We start from the raw sequence: 16,357 nt of genomic DNA, 5'->3' as shown, positions 1-16,357 counted from the left end.
CATGGCAAGGCCTAGCAAAGCCGAGCAAGAGGTTCTTGACCGCCGTTTCATGGCGGCAGCACTCAGGCTGTCGCGTAGGAATGCCGGCCGCACCTCGACCAACCCTTCCGTAGGCACGCTGATCGTGCGCGACGACGGCGCCGGGCCGATGATCGTCGGCACCGGCGTCACCGCCGTCGGCGGTCGGCCGCACGCCGAGGCCGAGGCGCTGGCCGAAGCCGGCGCACTGGCGCACGGCGCCACCGCCTATGTCACGCTGGAGCCCTGCGCCCATCATGGTCGCACGCCGCCTTGCGCCAACGCCCTGGTCAACGCCGGCGTCGCCCGGGTGGTCGGGGCGGCAAGCGATCCCGATCCGCGCGTTTCGGGCCAAGGCTATGCCATCCTGCGAGCTGCTGGTGTCGAAGTGGTCGAAAAGGTGCTGGCGGCCGAGGCCGCCGAACAGATGGCCGGATATCTGATTCGATCTCTGAGAAAACGCCCGGAAGTGATTCTGAAGCTTGCGCTTTCCAGTGACGGCAAGCTCGGTGTGGAAGGCGAGGGGCAGGTCTCGATCACCGGCGATATTGCCCGCCGCGAAGTCTATCTCATGCGGGCCGAAGCCGACGGCATTCTGATCGGCGTCGGCACGGCGCTGGAGGACGATCCGGCGCTGACCGTGCGGCTGCCGGGGTTGGAGAACCGATCGCCGGCGCGCATCGTGCTCGACCGGCAGATCAGGTTGCCCGAAGCATCGAAGCTGGTTTCCGGCATCGACCGGGTGCCGCTATACCTCGCCGCTTGCCTGGAGGCCGACCCGCACCGGCGGGCAGCACTGGAACGCGCCGGCGTGCGCTTCATCGGTACCGAAACGCACGAAGGCGGCGTCGCGCTGCCGGAATTGCTCGAGGATCTGGCCGCGCTTGGCATGGCCAGCGTGCTGGTCGAGGGCGGCGCCAAGGTGGCCAAGGCGTTCCTCGCCGACGGGCTGGTCGACCGCATCGTGCTGTTCCAGGGACCGGAAGCGATCGGCAAGGGTGGCATTGCATCGCCCATCGACGCCAACCATATCCCGGCAGGCTTCCGCAAATTGCGCGACATGCAATTCGGCGAAGACGCCTATGCGGAATGGATAAGAGACATCTGATGTTTACCGGAATTGTCACCGATGTCGGCACCGTGGCTGCCGTGAAGCCGTTGAGGGAAGGGGTCGGCTTGCGCATCGACACAGCCTACGACCCGGACACCATCGCCATCGGCGCCTCGATTTCCTGCGGCGGCGTTTGCCTGACGGTGACGGCACTGCCGGAAAGGGGGGCCAATGCACGCTGGTTCGAGGTCGAGGCCTGGGAAGAGGCGCTCAGGCTGACGACAGCCATGGGCTGGAAATCCGGCACCAGGGTAAATCTTGAGCGGGCGCTGAAGATCGGTGACGAACTCGGCGGCCACATTGTATCGGGCCATGTCGACGGCATGGCAGAGATCGTGGCGCGCAAGGAAGAGGGCGACGCCGTGCGTTTTACCCTGGAGGCGCCGCGCGAGCTGGCAAGGTTCATCGCGCCCAAAGGCTCGGTCGCGCTCGACGGCACCTCGCTCACCGTCAACAAGGTCGAAGGCACGCGCTTCGACGTGCTGTTGATCCATCACTCGCTGACCGTGACCACCTGGGGCGAGCGTGACGTCGGCGACCGCGTCAACCTCGAGATCGACACGATGGCCCGCTACGCGGCGCGGCTGGTCGAGGCAGCCAAAGAGGGCCTTTGAGCCACTCTCGGAAATTACACCGTGCCTGAACATCGGACAAAGCTTGCGAACGCGGCCGCTTCGGCCTAAGTCACCGGCGATCCCCGGAGACATCTATGGCTGGCACATCCCAACACGGCAAAGCGTTCATCCGCCCGAAGAAGAAGGCCCACCTTCTCGTCATCGAGGCGCGCTTCCACGATGATCTTGCCGACGCGCTGCTCGACGGCGCGACCAGCGCGCTCGATGAAGCGGGCTCGACCTATGACATCGTCACCGTTCCGGGTTCGCTCGAAATCCCCGCGGTGATTTCCTTCGCGCTCGACGGCATGGCCGAAGGCGGGACTAGCTATGACGGATTCGTCGCCCTCGGCACCATCATCCGCGGCGATACCTATCATTTCGACATCGTCGCCAATGAATCCAGCCGTGCGCTGATGGATCTGTCGGTGCAGGACTCGGTCTGCATCGGCAACGGCATCCTGACCACGGAGAATGACGAGCAGGCCTGGACGCGCGCCAAGCGTTCGGAAGGCGACAAGGGTGGCTTTGCCGCGCGCGCGGCGCTGACCATGATCGCCCTCAAGCAGCAGCTGGGAGAGCGATCGTGAGCGAACCCGCTGCGCCCGGCCAGCCTGCGGTGCGCCACGCCAACAAGCGCGGCGCTGCTCGTCTGGCCGCCGTGCAGGCGCTCTACCAGATGGATGTCGCCGGCAGCGGCGTCTTCGAGATCACCGCCGAATACGAGGCCTTTCGGCTCGGCAAGGAAGTCGACGGCGCGCTCTATCGCGAGGCCGACGCGCAATGGTTTCGCGCCATTCTTGCCGGCGTCGTCGAGAATCAGAAGAACATCGATCCGATCATTCGCCAGGCTTTGACCGAGGATTGGCCGCTGTCCCGGCTCGATTCGACGCTGCGCGCCATATTGCGCGCCGGCGTGTACGAATTGATGAAGCGCGAGGACGTGCCGGTGGCCGTCATCGTTTCGGAATATGTCGACATCGCCAAGGCCTTCTACGAGGAAGACGAGCCGAAGCTGGTCAACGCCGTACTCGATCGCGTGTCGCGCCGGGTGCGCGGCGAGGGACGCGGCAAGGACGCTTCATGACGGCCGCGGCCGTCGTCACCGAGGCCGGCAAGGAAGCACGCCGAACGGCATTCATCCTTGCCGCCGCGCAGGCGATAATCGGTTCGGCCGCACCCATCGCCATTTCCGTGGGCGGGTTGGCCGGGCAGTATCTACTTGCCGCCGACAAGTCGCTGGCGACAGCGCCGATCACCGGCTTCAACGTCGGTGTGGCGCTCGGTGCACTGCCGGCAGCGGCAATCATCCGCTGGCTTGGCCAGCGCGGCGGCTTCATGACCGGCACGATCATCACCGCGGTCGGCGGGCTGATCGCGACGTTGGCATTGTTTCAGGCCGGCTTCTGGCTGTTCGCCTTCGGCCTGGCCGTGCTCGGCGTCGGCGGCGCTTTCGTCCAGCAGTTCCGTTTCGCCGCTGCCGACAATGCGCCGCCTGAATTCAAGGCTCGAGCCATCTCCTTTGTGCTGGCCGGCGGCATCGTCACCGCCATTCTCGGGCCGCAGATCGTCATCTTCACCAGCGAATTGTTCGCGCCGGTGATGTTTGCCGGATCGTTCGCATCCATCCTGGTGCTGGCGGCGGTCGGCGCCGTCATCCTGTCGTTCCTGCGCATCCCGGCCAGGACCACCGACAAGGCGGAATTCACCGACAACGACGCCCGCCCACTCGCCGAGATCGTCACCAGGCCGCGCTTCGTCGCGGCGCTGTTTTGCGCCGTCGGCAGCTACGCGCTGATGAGCTTCGTCATGACCGGTGCGCCGCTGGCCATGGTCGGCTGCGGCCTGTCGACGGATGATGCGATGCTCGGCATTTCCTGGCATGTCATGGCGATGTTTGCGCCGAGCTTCTTCACCGGCTCGCTGATCCACCGCTTCGGCGCCGAACGGATCGTCGCAACAGGGCTGATCCTGCTTGTCGGTTGCGCCGTGGTGGCGCTGTCCGGTCTGGCGCTATGGCAGTTCTGGACGGCGTTGATCCTGCTTGGCCTTGGCTGGAATTTCGCTTTCATCGGCGCCACCGCCATGGTCGCCGACAGCTACCGGCCATCGGAAAAGGGCAAGGTCCAGGGCTTTCATGACTTCGTCCTGTTCGGCTCCGTCGCCTTCGCCTCGCTGATGTCGGGCGCGGTCTACAACGCCTGGGGCTGGGAAATGCTGAACTGGATCATCTTCCCGGTCACCGTGCTCTGCTTCGTGGCGCTTGGCGCGTTGAAGATGACGGGCTTGCGCCAGGGCACCTGACATCACGCTGTCGGGACAAGGCGCGCCGATTTTACCGCGCCGGAACAAAATTATTGCGCTGATCCCGCTTCTTATGAAACCGTGTGCCCCGACTGGGCGTTGAAGCCATGCTCATATGCGGCCACCGAATTCCGGTTCACAGCAAGGGGTTTTCACAATGTTTTCAATCAGGGCTCTCACCGGCGCCGCACTGGCGCTCGGCATAACCGCAGCCTCCGCCAGCGCTCAAGTGGTGGTGTCCTCGAAGATCGACACCGAGGGCGGCGTGCTCGGCAACATCATTCAACTGGTGCTGAACGCCAACAACATAAAGACCACCGACCGCATCCAACTCGGTGGCACACCGGTGGTGCGCAAGGCGATCACCGCCGGCGAGATCGATATCTATCCCGAATACACCGGTAACGCTGCCTTCTTCTTCGAGAAGGCCGACGATCCGGTGTGGAAGGATGCAGCGAAAGCCTATGAGGCGGCGAAAAAGCTCGACTACGACGCCAACAAGATCGTCTGGCTGTCGCCGTCACCGGCCAACAACACCTGGGCGATCGCGCTGCGCAAGGAGGTCGCCGAGACCAACAAGCTGGCCACGTTATCCGACTTTGGCAAATACGTCTCCGGCGGCGGTCAGGTGGTGCTGGCGGCCTCGGCCGAATTCGTCAATTCGGCTGCCGCCTTGCCGGCTTTCCAGACCACCTATGGCTTCACGCTGAAGCCGGAACAGTTGATCACCCTGTCTGGCGGCGACACCGCGGCGACCATCGCCGCAGCGGCGAACCAGACCAACGGCGCCAACGCCGCCATGGTGTACGGCACCGATGGCGGCATCGCTCCGTCCGGCCTGGTCGTGCTCGACGACGACAAGGGCGTACAGCCGGTCTACCAGCCGGCGCCGATCATCCGCGAGGCGGTGCTGAAGGAACATCCCGAGATCGAGACGCTGCTGAAGCCGGTCTTCGCCAAGCTCGACCTCGTCACGCTGCAGGAACTGAACGGCCGCGTGCAGGTCGGCGGTGAGCCGGTCAAGGGCGTCGCCGAAGACTTCCTGAAGAAGAATGGGTTTTTGAAGTAGCCTCAGCCCGTTTGAAATCGTGACGCAGGTGCAAAGCACCCCCCTCTGGCCTGCCGGCCATCTCCCCCTCAAGGGGGGAGATTGGCAGCGTCAGCGACGGCACGCACCTTGTACCGCTGAAAGTTGGCGAAAGCCGTCGCGGCATCTGATCTCCCCCCTTGAGGGGGAGATGGCCGGCAGGCCAGAGGGGGGCGCCTCGCGCAGACGTAACAACCCCGCAGCCGCATCTCCCCCAGGGTACGTCGGATTGCACGGGCGTGCATCATGACCATCCGGTTCGACAAGCTCGGCGTGGTCATCGCCGCGATCGTTGCCTATGCGGCGTTCCTGGCTCCCTTCGCCACCTTCCGCGCCAACCGCATCGTTCCCGGCGAGGCGCGCTCTATCCTGGAGGCGCTGCCGTCGGCAATTAGCCCACTTCTGCTGGCGATCGTGGTCGTCGCGGCCCTCATTGCGCTGTTGAAAACGCCGCTCGTCCTGCGCCTTGCGGCAAGCGTGGTTGCGCTCGCGGCACTGGCGTTGCTGATCGGTGTCGCCGGCAGCTTCCTGACGCCTGAGGGCAACACTTTCGCCCGCATCTCGCCGGCCTCGGGCTTCTGGCTGCTCATCTTCGCCGTCACACTTCTGCTGGCCGATGTGCTGACAAGGCTGAACTTGTCGCCATGGGCGCGGGTCGGCGTGCTCGTCGTCGCGGCTTTGGCCATCGGCCTGCTCTTGATCTCGGGAAGCTGGGACAACCTTTCCATCCTCAAGGAATATGCCAACCGCGCCGACAGTTTCTGGGCGGAAGGCTCCAAGCATGTGACGCTGGCGCTTGGCTCGCTGGCAGCGGCGGTGATCGTCGGCTTGCCGCTCGGTATCCTCTGCCACCGCGTCGAAAGATTGCGGGCCGGCGTGCTCAACGTGCTGAACATCATCCAGACCATTCCCTCGATCGCGCTGTTCGGCCTGCTGATCGCGCCGCTCGGCTGGGTCGCCACCCATGTGCCGGGAGCCGCCGCCCTCGGCATTCGCGGCATCGGTACGGCGCCCGCTTTCGTCGCTTTGTTCCTCTATTCGCTGCTGCCGGTGGTGGCCAACACCGTGGTCGGCCTTGCCGGCGTGCCGCGTGCCGCCAATGACGCCGCGCGCGGCATGGGCATGACCGACCGCCAGCGCCTGTTCGGCGTCGAGTTTCCGCTGGCCTTCCCGGTGATCCTCACCGGCATCCGCATCGTTTTGGTGCAGAATATCGGCCTCGCCACCATTGCCGCGCTGATCGGCGGCGGCGGCTTCGGCGTGTTCGTGTTCCAGGGCGTCGGCCAGACGGCGATGGACCTGGTGCTGCTCGGCGCGGTGCCGACGGTGGCGCTGGCCTTTGCCGCCGCCATCATCCTCGACGCGGTGATCGAAATGACGACGACCAAACGCAGGGCTGAACCCGCATGATCGAGATCGAAGGCATTACCAAGCGCTATGACGCAACGACGGTGGTCGACGACGTGTCGATGGTGATCGAGCCGCGCACGGTTTGCGTCATCGTCGGCACCTCCGGCTCGGGCAAGACGACGCTGCTGCGCATGATCAACCGGCTGGTCGAGCCGACCTCGGGCGTGATAAAGCTCGACGGCGCCGACAACCGCTCGCTGCCGGGCTACGAGCTGCGCCGCAGCATCGGTTACGCCATCCAAGGCCACGGCCTGTTCCCGCATCGCACCGTGGCGCAGAATATCGCCACCGTTCCGGTGCTGCTTGGCTGGAGTGCGGACCGCATCAAGGCCCGCGTCGATGAGTTGATGACGCTCTACCAGCTCGATCCCCAGGCCTTCGGGCCACGCTATCCGCACGAACTTTCCGGCGGCCAACAGCAGCGCGTCGGCGTCGCCCGCGCGCTCGCGGCCGAACCGAACGTGTTGCTGATGGACGAGCCGTTCGGAGCGCTCGACCCGATCATCCGCAACAAGGCGCAGGAGGATCTGCTGGCGATCCAGAAGCGCTTCGGCACCACCATCATCCTCGTCACTCACGACATGGAAGAGGCCGTGCATATGGGCGACAAGATCGCCGTGATGGATGCCGGCAAGCTGGTGCAATATGCCAGGCCCGCCGAAATCCTGGCGCGGCCGGCCAGCGCCTTTGTCGAAACCCTGGTCGGCGCCGCCGAAAAGCCGTTCAGGCTGCTGTCGCTCGGCCGGGTACGCGATGCCGTGGAAAAGGGCACCGCCGAGGGTGAAGCCATCCCCGGCGATGCCAGCCAGCGCGACGCGCTGGCCGAACTCCTGTGGTCTGGCCGTCCGGCGCTACCGGTCAAAGGCGCGGACGGCAAGCCGCTTGGCCGCGTCACGGTTGACGGGCTGGTCAAACGCGCGGCGAGGCCGGCATGAAAGCCTGGCTTCCATCGCTGCTCAGGCTTGCCCTGGTGGTGCTGCTCGTCGCCTTCGTCACCAATCCCGGCTGGTTCGAGCCGCTGCTGAAGCCGCTGACCGAGAACAACGCGCCGGTAATCTACAATCAGGGCAGCCTGCTGACGCTGACGCTGCTGCATCTGCGGACCGTGCTGATCGCCACGGTGGCCGCCACCATCGTCGCCGTGGCGCTCGCTATCCTGGTCACCAGGCCGGCCGGTGTCGAATTCCTGCCGCTGTCGCGCAGCCTGGTCAATATCGGCCAGACCTTTCCGCCGGTGGCGGTGCTGGCGCTGGCGGTGCCGGCCGTCGGCTTCGGCGAGAAGCCGACGCTGATTGCGCTGTTTCTCTACGGCCTGCTGCCGATCTTCGAGAATGCGCTGACCGGGCTGACGACGCTGCCCGGGAATGTGGTCGAGGCGGCGCGCGGCGCCGGCATGACCGGCTGGCAAAGGCTGGTCAAGGTCGAATTGCCGCTCAGCGCGCCGATCATTTTGGGCGGCATCCGTTTGTCGGTTGTCATCAGCCTCGCCACCGCGACCATCGGCTCGACCGTGGCGGCCAAGACTTTGGGTGAGGTGATCATCGCCGGCTTGCTGTCGAACAACCTCGCCTTTGTGCTGCAGGGCGGGCTGATCGTCGCCGCCCTTGCGGTGCTGATCTATGACGGACTGTCGGCGATCGAGCGCTACACTGCGCGCCGCATGGGGCGTGAGGCAGAGTAGTCCCGTACCGCGCCGGAACCAATTTCAATCGATCTTATCGGACAGAGGCACCGACGGCGCGCTGGCATATACGCCATTTCGGCGAAAGCCGGGCAAAAACCGAACAATATCTTGACGTTCGCAGCCCTGTTTCGCATAAGCCGCTGCGAAGGGACGGATTCCGCCACCGGAATCCGCTCCCCGTCTCAACGGCCCAGGGAGGGGTTCTTTTGGGCCATCAATCGAGGAAAATTCGGCAATGACCATTATTTCCGCCGTCATCGCCTGCGGCCTGCTTTCAATCCTTTACGCCATCTGGGCGACACGTTCGGTTCTTGCAGCCGATCAGGGCAATGCACGCATGCAGGAAATCTCCGCGGCCATCCGCGAGGGCGCGCAGGCCTATCTGGCGCGCCAGTACACCACCATCGCCATTGTCGGCGTGGTCGTGCTGCTGCTCGCCTGGTGGCTGCTTTCGATCACCGCTGCGATCGGCTTCCTGATCGGCGCCGTGCTTTCAGGCGCCGCCGGCTTCATCGGCATGCATGTCTCGGTGCGCGCCAATGTGCGCACCGCGCAGGCGGCTTCCAACAGCCTCGCCGCCGGTCTCGACATCGCCTTCAAGTCGGGGGCTATCACCGGCATGCTGGTGGCCGGCCTCGCACTGCTCGGCGTTTCGATCTACTACCTCATCCTGACCCACTTCATGGGTCTCCAGCCCGACGATCGCACCGTCATCGACGCGCTGGTTTCGCTCGGCTTCGGCGCCTCGCTGATCTCGATCTTCGCCCGTCTCGGCGGCGGCATCTTCACCAAGGGCGCTGACGTTGGCGGCGATCTCGTCGGCAAGGTCGAAGCCGGCATCCCGGAAGACGATCCGCGCAACCCGGCCACCATCGCCGACAATGTCGGCGACAATGTCGGCGACTGCGCCGGCATGGCCGCCGACCTGTTCGAGACCTATGCGGTGACCGTCGTCGCCACCATGGTTCTCGCCGCCATCTTCTTCGGCGGCACCGCCGTTCTCGGCGCCGCGATGCTTTATCCGCTGGCGATCTGCGGCGCTTGCATCCTGACCTCGATCGTCGGCACCTTCTTCGTCAAGCTCGGCGCCAACGGCTCGATCATGGGCGCTCTCTACAAGGGCCTGATCGTCACCGGCCTGCTGTCGATCGTTGGGCTCGGCGTTGCCACTTCGGTATGCCTCGGCTGGGGCGAGATCGGCACCGTTGCCGGCATGGTCATCACCGGCAAGAACCTGTTCATCTGCGGCCTGATCGGCCTCCTGGTGACCGGCCTCATCGTGGTGATCACCGAATACTACACCGGCACCGGCAAGCGCCCGGTGAACTCCATCGCCCAGGCCTCAGTGACCGGCCACGGCACCAACGTCATCCAGGGCCTTGCAGTGTCGCTGGAATCGACGGCGCTTCCGGCGATCGTCATCGTCGGCGGCATCATCTCGACCTATCAGCTCGCCGGCCTGTTCGGGACGGCGATCGCGGTCACCACCATGCTCGGTCTTGCCGGCATGATCGTTGCGCTCGACGCCTTCGGCCCGGTTACCGACAATGCCGGCGGCATCGCCGAAATGGCCGGCCTGCCCAAGGAAGTGCGCCAATCCACCGACGCGCTCGACGCGGTCGGCAACACCACCAAGGCGGTTACCAAGGGCTATGCCATCGGCTCGGCCGGCCTCGGCGCGCTGGTGCTGTTTGCGGCCTATTCGAACGATCTGAAGTTCTTTGCCGCCAACGGCGACAAGTATCCCTACTTCCAGGGCATGGGCGAGGTCTCGTTCGACCTCTCCAACCCCTACGTCGTCGCCGGTCTGATCTTCGGCGGCCTGATCCCGTATCTGTTCGGCGGCATCGCCATGACGGCCGTCGGCCGTGCGGCGGGCGCCATCGTCGAGGAAGTGCGCAAGCAGTTCCGCGAGGATCCGGGCATCATGGCCGGCACCTCGAAGCCGAACTATGCGCGTGCAGTCGACCTTCTGACCAAGGCGGCGATCCGCGAGATGATCATCCCGTCGCTGCTGCCGGTGTTGGCGCCGCTGGTCGTCTATTTCGGCGTGCTGCTGATCTCGGGCTCGAAGGCCTCGGCCTTCGCGGCACTCGGGGCCTCGCTGCTCGGCGTCATCGTCAACGGCCTGTTCGTCGCCATCTCGATGACCTCCGGCGGCGGCGCCTGGGACAATGCGAAAAAGTCGTTCGAGGACGGTTTTGTCGACAAGGACGGCGTCAAGCACCTGAAGGGTTCCGAAGCGCACAAGGCCTCGGTCACCGGCGATACGGTCGGCGATCCCTACAAGGACACCGCCGGTCCCGCGGTCAACCCGGCGATCAAGATCACCAACATCGTCGCGCTGTTGCTGCTGGCCGTGCTCGCGCACGGATAAATACGGGAGCCATCGCTCGAAAACAAAAACCCGCGGGAGCGATCCTGCGGGTTTTTCACATCAAAAGGCGGATCGATCTGCTGCAGATTGCGGGCACTTTGAAAAACAAAAACCCGTGGGATTGCTCCCACGGGTTTTTGGTCGCCTGAGATGGTGCTGCTTTCCCTGGGGAGCAAAAGATAAAGAAGAAAAGCCGAAAGGAATCAGGTCCCGGGCGTGCCGCCGCCGCCGCCGGGCAGGCCGGGCGCCAGCTTGCTGGCGCCGTTTATGATTTGGCTGAGGAAGTTCTGGTCCTTGCCGCCGGTCGGCGTGGTGCGCGAGATGAAGTCGAACACCTTGCCGTCCTTCATGCCGTAATTGGCGATCTGGCTGACGCGCCCGTCCTCGCCGAAATAGACGGCCAGCACTTTCTGGTCGACCAGTCTTGGCTTGTCGAAGGCGACGTAGCGCTTGCGCGTCTGCGAAATGTAATAGAAGGCTTCGTTGTCGAAGGTCGCCGTCGTTGACGGCGTGCCGAGCGCCAGCAGCACCTGTTCGCGGCTCGAGCCGACCGGCACCAGGTCGATGGCCTGCTGGTCAATGACGTAGCCCTGCGTCAGCGTCTCACTCGGATTGAGATCACCGATCATCTTGGACGAGTTGCAGGCGGACAGCGCAGAAGCAACCACCAGCAGCGAGATCACGCCGGCAGGCCTGGGCAAAAAAGTCGACTTGAATTTCAGCGCGCGCAACTACAACTCCATAAGCTGGCCGCAACTTGCGCTGGGCCGCAAAACCGGTAAACCAGCTTGCTTGCCGATGCAACAAGGCCAATTCAACATAAGGTCCCCAGGAGACCACCCTCAATGTTCCAGCGCCTTTTTGGTCGCGAACGTCACGCCAACCGCGCCATCACCGAGGCGCTTTACGCACAAATCGTGGCAGCGGCGCGGCAGACTTTGTTTTATTCCGACTGGAGTGTGCCGGACACGCCGCTCGGCCGTTTCGAGATGCTGTCGCTGCACATGTTCCTGTTCCAGCACCGGCTGCGCGGCGAGAGCGGCGTCGCGGCTGAGGTTGCGCAGGTGCTGATCGATGAGTTCTTTCTGGATGTCGAGCATTCCCTGCGAGAACTGGGCATTGGCGACGTCGGCGTGCCGAAGCGAATGAAGAAACTGGCGAAAATGTTCTATGGCCGCACGGCTGCCTATGACGATGCGCTGGAGCGCGACGACCGCGACGCGCTCGCTGCTGCCCTTGCCCGCAACGTAAGGCCTGACGCCGGGGCCTGGCCGCAAGCAGCGCTGCTGGCGGGCTATGTCGTCGATGCCGACAAGCGCCTGGCGGCCCAGCCGACCGAATCGATCGTTTCCGGCACTGTGCTATTTCCTGTCCCAGGCCAGGCCGAAGGAGACACCCGATGAAACATGCAGATCTGCAAAGCCCTGTATCCTTCATGGCAAATGTCGGCCGCCTGCCGCAAAAGGGCCTGTTGGTGGTGATCGACGCCGACGCCGCGCAACGCGTCGCCCTGGCCAGCGAGCACGAGCTGCTTTCGGTCGAAAGCTACCGCGCCGAACTTCTGGTGGCGCCGTGGAAGCGCAACGGCGTCAAGGTCAGCGGCCGAGTCGTGGCCGACATCACCCAGGCCTGCATCGTCACCCTCGACCCCGTCGAGGCGCATATCGACGAGCCGGTCGAAGCCCTGTTGCTGCCGGATGAGTCCAAGCTCGGACGGCAAGGTTTCGATGGCGGCGGCGAAATCCTGCTCGATGCCGAAGGGCCGGACAGCCCCGAGACTTTTTCCGGCGATACGATCGATGTCGGGGCGCTCGCCGAACAGTTCTTTGGACTGGCAATCGACCCCTATCCGCGCAAGCAAGGCGTGTCTTTGGAGGCCGCTGGCGATACCGATCCGGCGGAGAGCGAATTCCAGCAAAAGCTGCGATCCCTGCTGGGAAAATCCTAAAAGCCGTCCCAATATTAGAAAAGTCGGTTGTGCGGCAGCCCAAAACCGCTATTTTCGCCGAACCTTCGCGACCCCCCGTTCTTCAGCCCGAAGCCGCTGGCCCAAGCAAGTGAGATAAAGACCGCGTGATCAGAATTTCCATCGATGCCATGGGCGGCGATCACGGACCAAGCGTGGTCATCCCGGCGCTCATGACGGTCGCTATCAGGCGTCCCGACATCCGCTTCGTCATCTACGGACGCGAAGACGTGGTGCGCCCCGAACTCGCCAAATTCCCCAAGCTGGCGCAGGTGAGCGAGTTCGTCCATTGCGAGATCTCGGTCAGGATGGACGACAAGCCGAGCCAGGCGCTGCGCCACGGCCGCTGGAAATCGTCGATGTGGAAAGCGGTCGAAGCGGTCAAATCAGGCACGACGCAGGCCTGCATTTCGGCCGGCAACACCGGCGCGCTGATGGCGATGTCGAAATTCTGCCTGCGCACCATGGCGACCATCGACCGCCCGGCGATCGCGGCAATCTGGCCGACAATGCGCGGCGAGAGCGTGGTTCTGGACGTTGGCGCCACTATCGGCGCGGATGCGCACCAGCTCATCGATTTTGCCATTCTCGGCACCGGCATGGCGCGTTCGGTTTTCGGTATCGACCGGCCGACAGTCGGCCTGCTCAATGTCGGCGTCGAGGAGATCAAGGGCCAGGAAGAGGTCAAGGAAGCCGGGCGCATGCTGCGCGAGGCCAATATGGCTTCGATGAACTATCATGGTTTCGTCGAGGGCGACGACATCGGCAAGGGCACGGTCGACGTGGTCGTCACCGAAGGATTTGCTGGCAACATCGCGCTGAAGACCGCGGAGGGCACGGTCAGGCAGATTGCCGGTTACCTGCGCGCCGCGATGAGCCGGACGCTGATGGCCAGGATAGGCTATCTCTTCGCCAAAGGCGCCTTTGACCGCTTGCGCGAAAAGATGGATGTCGGCCGCTCCAATGGCGGCGTCTTCCTGGGGCTGAACGGCATCGTCGTGAAAAGCCATGGCGGCGCCGATGCCGACGGCTTTGCCGCGGCGATCGAGCTTGGCTACGACATGGTGCGCAACAATTTGCTTGACCGCATCGAGGCCGATCTCGATCTGTTCCATGCGCGCAATCCGCATGCCCAGGCAAACAGGAAATCCGACGTCGTTATCGACGCAAAGGAATAGGAAAGAGCTTTGATCAGATCAGTCGTGCGCGGCACCGGTGCCGCGCTGCCCCGCCGCATCATGAAGAATGCCGATTTCGAAGGCATGGTCGAGACGTCCGACGAGTGGATTGCCCAGCGCACCGGCATCCGCCAGCGCCATATCGCGGCCGACGACGAGACGACGGCTTCGCTGGGCGAGGCGGCGGCGCGCGCCGCGCTCGACGCCGCCGGCCTGACGCCTGCCGACATCGACCTGATCGTGCTGGCCACCTCGACCCCCAACAACACTTTTCCGGCGACCGCCGTCGAGATCCAGAACCGGCTGGGCATGCATCACGGTTTCGCCTTCGACATGCAGGCGGTGTGCTCGGGCTTCGTCTATGCGGTGACCACCGCCGACCTCTATATCCGCGGCGGCCTGGCCAAGCGGGTGCTGGTGATCGGCTCGGAAACCTTCTCGCGCATCCTCGACTGGAGCGATCGCTCGACCTGCGTCCTGTTCGGCGACGGCGCCGGCGCGCTGGTGCTGGAAGCCGGCGAGGGGGCAGGCGGCATCGCCGACCGTGGCGTGCTGGCGGCCAGCCTGCGCTCCGATGGCGCCCACAAGGAAAAGCTTTTTGTCGATGGCGGACCGTCGACCACCGGAACGGTCGGCCATCTCAGGATGGAAGGACGCGAGGTGTTCAAGCATGCCGTCGGCATGATCACCGACGTCATCGAGGCGACGTTTTCGGCTGCCGGCATCACAGCCGCCGACCTCGACTGGTTCGTGCCGCATCAGGCCAATAAACGAATTATTGACGCTTCGGCCAAAAAGCTCGGGATAGCCGAGCAAAAGGTGGTGGTTACGGTCGATTTGCACGGTAACACCTCGGCTGCTTCCGTGCCGCTGGCTCTCTCGGTGGCCGTCGCCGACGGCCGCATCAAGAAGGGCGATCTGGTGTTGCTCGAGGCGATGGGGGGAGGCTTCACCTGGGGCGCGGTTTTGGTTCGCTGGTAAGTGCCGAACGGTCGGGTTCGGTCCTTGACCTTGCCGGATCAATTACTTAGGCTCTGCCTTTGCTTGTATCGATTTATGTTTTGAGCTGATGGGACGGTCGCATGGGGGGAAAGACACTAACGCGCGCCGACCTTGCCGAAGCTGTTTACCGCAAGGTCGGTTTGTCGCGCACGGAATCGGCCGAACTCGTCGAAGCGGTTCTGGATGAGATTTGCGAAGCGATCGTTCGTGGCGAGACGGTGAAGCTGTCGTCCTTCGCGACATTCCATGTCCGCTCCAAGAACGAGCGCATCGGGCGCAATCCCAAGACCGGCGAGGAAGTGCCGATCCTGCCGCGCCGCGTGATGACCTTCAAATCGTCGAACGTGCTGAAGAGCCGCATCCTGCGCTCCCATCAGAACAGCAAGGCCAAGAGCGGCAAATAATGCATGTCGCCCAAGAGCTTGCCGTCGAGCTCGAACCGAGGGTGCGCAGCTGTCTTGGGCGCCTCGCTTCAGCGCCCGCGCTTAAAGCTCTGGTTGAAAACGCCGCTGTCTTTGACGCCGGGCTTGAATATTGTTTCATAAACCGCTGAAATAAGGCTCGATTCGGCAAGGTCAGCTGGATCGCCGTCCAGCGTGAGGATTCGCCCATGGACAAGAGCCCCGATGCCTTCCGCACCATCAGCGAGGTCGCAGAAGATCTCGATTTGCCGCAGCACGTGCTGCGCTTCTGGGAAACGCGTTTCAACCAGATCAAGCCGATGAAGCGCGGCGGCGGCCGCCGTTACTACAGACCGCAGGATGTCGAACTGATCAAGGGCATCCGCCATATGCTCTACGACCAGGGCTATACGATCAAGGGCGTGCAGAAGCTGCTGCGCGAGAATGGCAACCATTTCCTGGTCGCCATCGGCAATGGCGACATGGCGGCGGTCGAGGCGATCTCGCAGCGCCGGCAGGCCGATGCCGTGCCGTTGACGCCGGCGGCCCAACCGCGCGGCATGGACGACGAGCTGGTCGGCCAACCCAAGGTGAAACCCAGCCGCCGCTTTTTCGGCCTTGGCAAGACCGATGACGAAGGTCCGGTCCAGCCGGGCGCGTCAAAACTGTCGCGTGACAATCGTGCTTTGCTGCAAGAGGCGCTGTTCGACCTTCTCGAGTGCAAGCGCTTGCTCGACCAAGTGCGCTGACAGCCGATCGGTGGCGAGCGTCAAGTACCAATCGGCGCGGTCCCTTGGCGTCTAGCTTGGGAAAGCCGGAACCGGTTTTGTGGCCATGCGTTACCCATCCTTCTGCAAATGAAGGAAAAATATCATGGCATCGCTTTCGACCATCACCGACATTGACCTGGACAAGCAGGTCGCGGCGCTCTCCAGGGAACTGGCGGCCCTCAGGAAAGCCGTGTCCAAGCGGAGCGGCGCCTATTACGAAGACGGGCGCGATACCGCGTCGGACTATTATGCGCAGCTTGCCGACCGCATCAGTGACGCCTTGCCTGCGATCAGAAAGCAGGGCAGGGCGATCGAAAGGACGGCGCGCGATCATCCCGCGACTGCAGCCGCGGTGGGGCTGGTGGTGGTCGGGCTTGTCGCCAGTCTGCTCTTCAGCCGCAGGTAGACGCGGCTCAAGCAAGAACTGCCGGCTAC

At 64.0% G+C, this 16,357-nt stretch carries 18 protein-coding genes; 17 read left to right on the top strand and 1 reads right to left on the bottom strand.

Annotated features, from left to right (window positions below):
• Position 1 precedes the first annotated feature (1 nt).
• From ribD to LHFGNBLO_RS25415, 10 genes are all read left to right on the top strand, one after another.
• Positions 2–1,126, top strand: a complete 1,125-nt coding sequence (gene ribD, locus LHFGNBLO_RS25460) for a bifunctional diaminohydroxyphosphoribosylaminopyrimidine deaminase/5-amino-6-(5-phosphoribosylamino)uracil reductase RibD (RefSeq protein ID WP_258602056.1) — start codon at positions 2–4, stop codon at positions 1,124–1,126.
• Positions 1,126–1,743, top strand: coding sequence for a riboflavin synthase (locus LHFGNBLO_RS25455; RefSeq protein ID WP_258602055.1), 618 nt, complete (start codon positions 1,126–1,128; stop codon positions 1,741–1,743). The genes ribD and LHFGNBLO_RS25455 overlap by 1 nt, the downstream gene beginning before the upstream one ends.
• A 95-nt stretch (positions 1,744–1,838) precedes the next feature.
• Positions 1,839–2,333 (top strand): 6,7-dimethyl-8-ribityllumazine synthase, encoded by a 495-nt coding sequence (gene ribH, locus LHFGNBLO_RS25450; protein WP_258602054.1) that lies wholly within the window; start codon positions 1,839–1,841, stop codon positions 2,331–2,333.
• Positions 2,330–2,830 (top strand): transcription antitermination factor NusB, encoded by a 501-nt coding sequence (gene nusB / locus LHFGNBLO_RS25445; protein ID WP_258602053.1) that lies wholly within the window; start codon positions 2,330–2,332, stop codon positions 2,828–2,830. Before ribH ends, nusB begins: the two co-directional genes overlap by 4 nt.
• Complete coding sequence (locus LHFGNBLO_RS25440; RefSeq protein WP_258602052.1) at positions 2,827–4,047, top strand: MFS transporter; 1,221 nt, start codon at positions 2,827–2,829, stop codon at positions 4,045–4,047. Before nusB ends, LHFGNBLO_RS25440 begins: the two co-directional genes overlap by 4 nt.
• Before the next feature lie 157 nt (positions 4,048–4,204).
• Positions 4,205–5,116 (top strand): ABC transporter substrate-binding protein, encoded by a 912-nt coding sequence (locus tag LHFGNBLO_RS25435; RefSeq protein WP_258602051.1) that lies wholly within the window; start codon positions 4,205–4,207, stop codon positions 5,114–5,116.
• 264 nt (positions 5,117–5,380) lie between these two features.
• The gene (locus LHFGNBLO_RS25430) at positions 5,381–6,544 is read left to right on the top strand and encodes an ABC transporter permease (protein WP_258602050.1); all 1,164 of its coding nucleotides are present in this window, start codon (positions 5,381–5,383) and stop codon (positions 6,542–6,544) included.
• Entirely contained in the window at positions 6,541–7,479 is a 939-nt protein-coding gene (locus tag LHFGNBLO_RS25425; RefSeq protein ID WP_258602049.1) for an ABC transporter ATP-binding protein, read from the top strand. Before LHFGNBLO_RS25430 ends, LHFGNBLO_RS25425 begins: the two co-directional genes overlap by 4 nt.
• Complete coding sequence (locus LHFGNBLO_RS25420) at positions 7,476–8,225, top strand: ABC transporter permease (RefSeq protein WP_258602048.1); 750 nt, start codon at positions 7,476–7,478, stop codon at positions 8,223–8,225. The genes LHFGNBLO_RS25425 and LHFGNBLO_RS25420 overlap by 4 nt, the downstream gene beginning before the upstream one ends.
• A gap of 238 nt (positions 8,226–8,463) precedes the next feature.
• Positions 8,464–10,605 (top strand): sodium-translocating pyrophosphatase, encoded by a 2,142-nt coding sequence (locus LHFGNBLO_RS25415; RefSeq protein ID WP_258602047.1) that lies wholly within the window; start codon positions 8,464–8,466, stop codon positions 10,603–10,605.
• Positions 10,606–10,808: 203 nt separating this feature from the next.
• On the opposite strand, the gene LHFGNBLO_RS25410 is transcribed toward LHFGNBLO_RS25415, so the two are convergent.
• A complete protein-coding gene (locus LHFGNBLO_RS25410; RefSeq protein ID WP_258602046.1) occupies positions 10,809–11,336 on the bottom strand; it encodes an outer membrane protein assembly factor BamE in 528 nt (175 codons plus the stop codon).
• A 114-nt stretch (positions 11,337–11,450) separates the two neighbouring features.
• Here LHFGNBLO_RS25410 and LHFGNBLO_RS25405 point away from each other — a divergent pair, with 114 nt between their 5' ends.
• From LHFGNBLO_RS25405 to LHFGNBLO_RS25375, 7 genes are all read left to right on the top strand, one after another.
• Positions 11,451–12,008: a ubiquinol-cytochrome C chaperone family protein gene (locus LHFGNBLO_RS25405; RefSeq protein WP_258602045.1), complete on the top strand. Its 558-nt coding sequence runs from the start codon at positions 11,451–11,453 to the stop codon at positions 12,006–12,008.
• Positions 12,005–12,553 (top strand): YceD family protein, encoded by a 549-nt coding sequence (locus LHFGNBLO_RS25400; RefSeq protein WP_258602044.1) that lies wholly within the window; start codon positions 12,005–12,007, stop codon positions 12,551–12,553. The genes LHFGNBLO_RS25405 and LHFGNBLO_RS25400 overlap by 4 nt, the downstream gene beginning before the upstream one ends.
• 125 nt (positions 12,554–12,678) lie before the next feature.
• Positions 12,679–13,749 carry a phosphate acyltransferase PlsX gene (gene plsX / locus LHFGNBLO_RS25395; protein WP_258602043.1) on the top strand — a complete coding sequence of 357 codons (1,071 nt, stop codon included), beginning with the start codon at positions 12,679–12,681 and terminating at the stop codon, positions 13,747–13,749.
• Positions 13,750–13,758: 9 nt separating this feature from the next.
• A complete protein-coding gene (locus tag LHFGNBLO_RS25390) occupies positions 13,759–14,730 on the top strand; it encodes a beta-ketoacyl-ACP synthase III (RefSeq protein ID WP_258602042.1) in 972 nt (323 codons plus the stop codon).
• A 101-nt stretch (positions 14,731–14,831) separates the two neighbouring features.
• Positions 14,832–15,155, top strand: coding sequence for an integration host factor subunit alpha (locus LHFGNBLO_RS25385; protein ID WP_112392436.1), 324 nt, complete (start codon positions 14,832–14,834; stop codon positions 15,153–15,155).
• A gap of 206 nt (positions 15,156–15,361) precedes the next feature.
• Positions 15,362–15,901 carry a MerR family transcriptional regulator gene (locus LHFGNBLO_RS25380; protein WP_258602041.1) on the top strand — a complete coding sequence of 180 codons (540 nt, stop codon included), beginning with the start codon at positions 15,362–15,364 and terminating at the stop codon, positions 15,899–15,901.
• Positions 15,902–16,025: 124 nt separating this feature from the next.
• Complete coding sequence (locus tag LHFGNBLO_RS25375) at positions 16,026–16,328, top strand: hypothetical protein (RefSeq protein WP_258602040.1); 303 nt, start codon at positions 16,026–16,028, stop codon at positions 16,326–16,328.
• Positions 16,329–16,357: the final 29 nt, after the last annotated feature.

Source organism: Mesorhizobium sp. AR10, from assembly GCF_024746795.1.
In the GTDB taxonomy this organism is placed as follows: Bacteria; Pseudomonadota; Alphaproteobacteria; order Rhizobiales; family Rhizobiaceae; genus Mesorhizobium.
The sequence above is the reverse complement of the archived record's forward strand: the minus strand, read 5'-3'. Positions and strand labels throughout refer to the sequence as shown.

Coding starts and splice junctions, on each gene's coding strand:
- ribD (WP_258602056.1), top strand. CDS start 2: ATGGCAAGGCCTAGCAAAGCCGAGCAAGAGGTTCTTGACCGCCGTTTC.
- LHFGNBLO_RS25455 (WP_258602055.1), top strand. CDS start 1,126: ATGTTTACCGGAATTGTCACCGATGTCGGCACCGTGGCTGCCGTGAAG.
- ribH (WP_258602054.1), top strand. CDS start 1,839: ATGGCTGGCACATCCCAACACGGCAAAGCGTTCATCCGCCCGAAGAAG.
- LHFGNBLO_RS25440 (WP_258602052.1), top strand. CDS start 2,827: ATGACGGCCGCGGCCGTCGTCACCGAGGCCGGCAAGGAAGCACGCCGA.
- LHFGNBLO_RS25435 (WP_258602051.1), top strand. CDS start 4,205: ATGTTTTCAATCAGGGCTCTCACCGGCGCCGCACTGGCGCTCGGCATA.
- LHFGNBLO_RS25430 (WP_258602050.1), top strand. CDS start 5,381: ATGACCATCCGGTTCGACAAGCTCGGCGTGGTCATCGCCGCGATCGTT.
- LHFGNBLO_RS25425 (WP_258602049.1), top strand. CDS start 6,541: ATGATCGAGATCGAAGGCATTACCAAGCGCTATGACGCAACGACGGTG.
- LHFGNBLO_RS25420 (WP_258602048.1), top strand. CDS start 7,476: ATGAAAGCCTGGCTTCCATCGCTGCTCAGGCTTGCCCTGGTGGTGCTG.
- LHFGNBLO_RS25415 (WP_258602047.1), top strand. CDS start 8,464: ATGACCATTATTTCCGCCGTCATCGCCTGCGGCCTGCTTTCAATCCTT.
- LHFGNBLO_RS25405 (WP_258602045.1), top strand. CDS start 11,451: ATGTTCCAGCGCCTTTTTGGTCGCGAACGTCACGCCAACCGCGCCATC.
- LHFGNBLO_RS25400 (WP_258602044.1), top strand. CDS start 12,005: ATGAAACATGCAGATCTGCAAAGCCCTGTATCCTTCATGGCAAATGTC.
- LHFGNBLO_RS25385 (WP_112392436.1), top strand. CDS start 14,832: ATGGGGGGAAAGACACTAACGCGCGCCGACCTTGCCGAAGCTGTTTAC.
- LHFGNBLO_RS25380 (WP_258602041.1), top strand. CDS start 15,362: ATGGACAAGAGCCCCGATGCCTTCCGCACCATCAGCGAGGTCGCAGAA.
- LHFGNBLO_RS25375 (WP_258602040.1), top strand. CDS start 16,026: ATGGCATCGCTTTCGACCATCACCGACATTGACCTGGACAAGCAGGTC.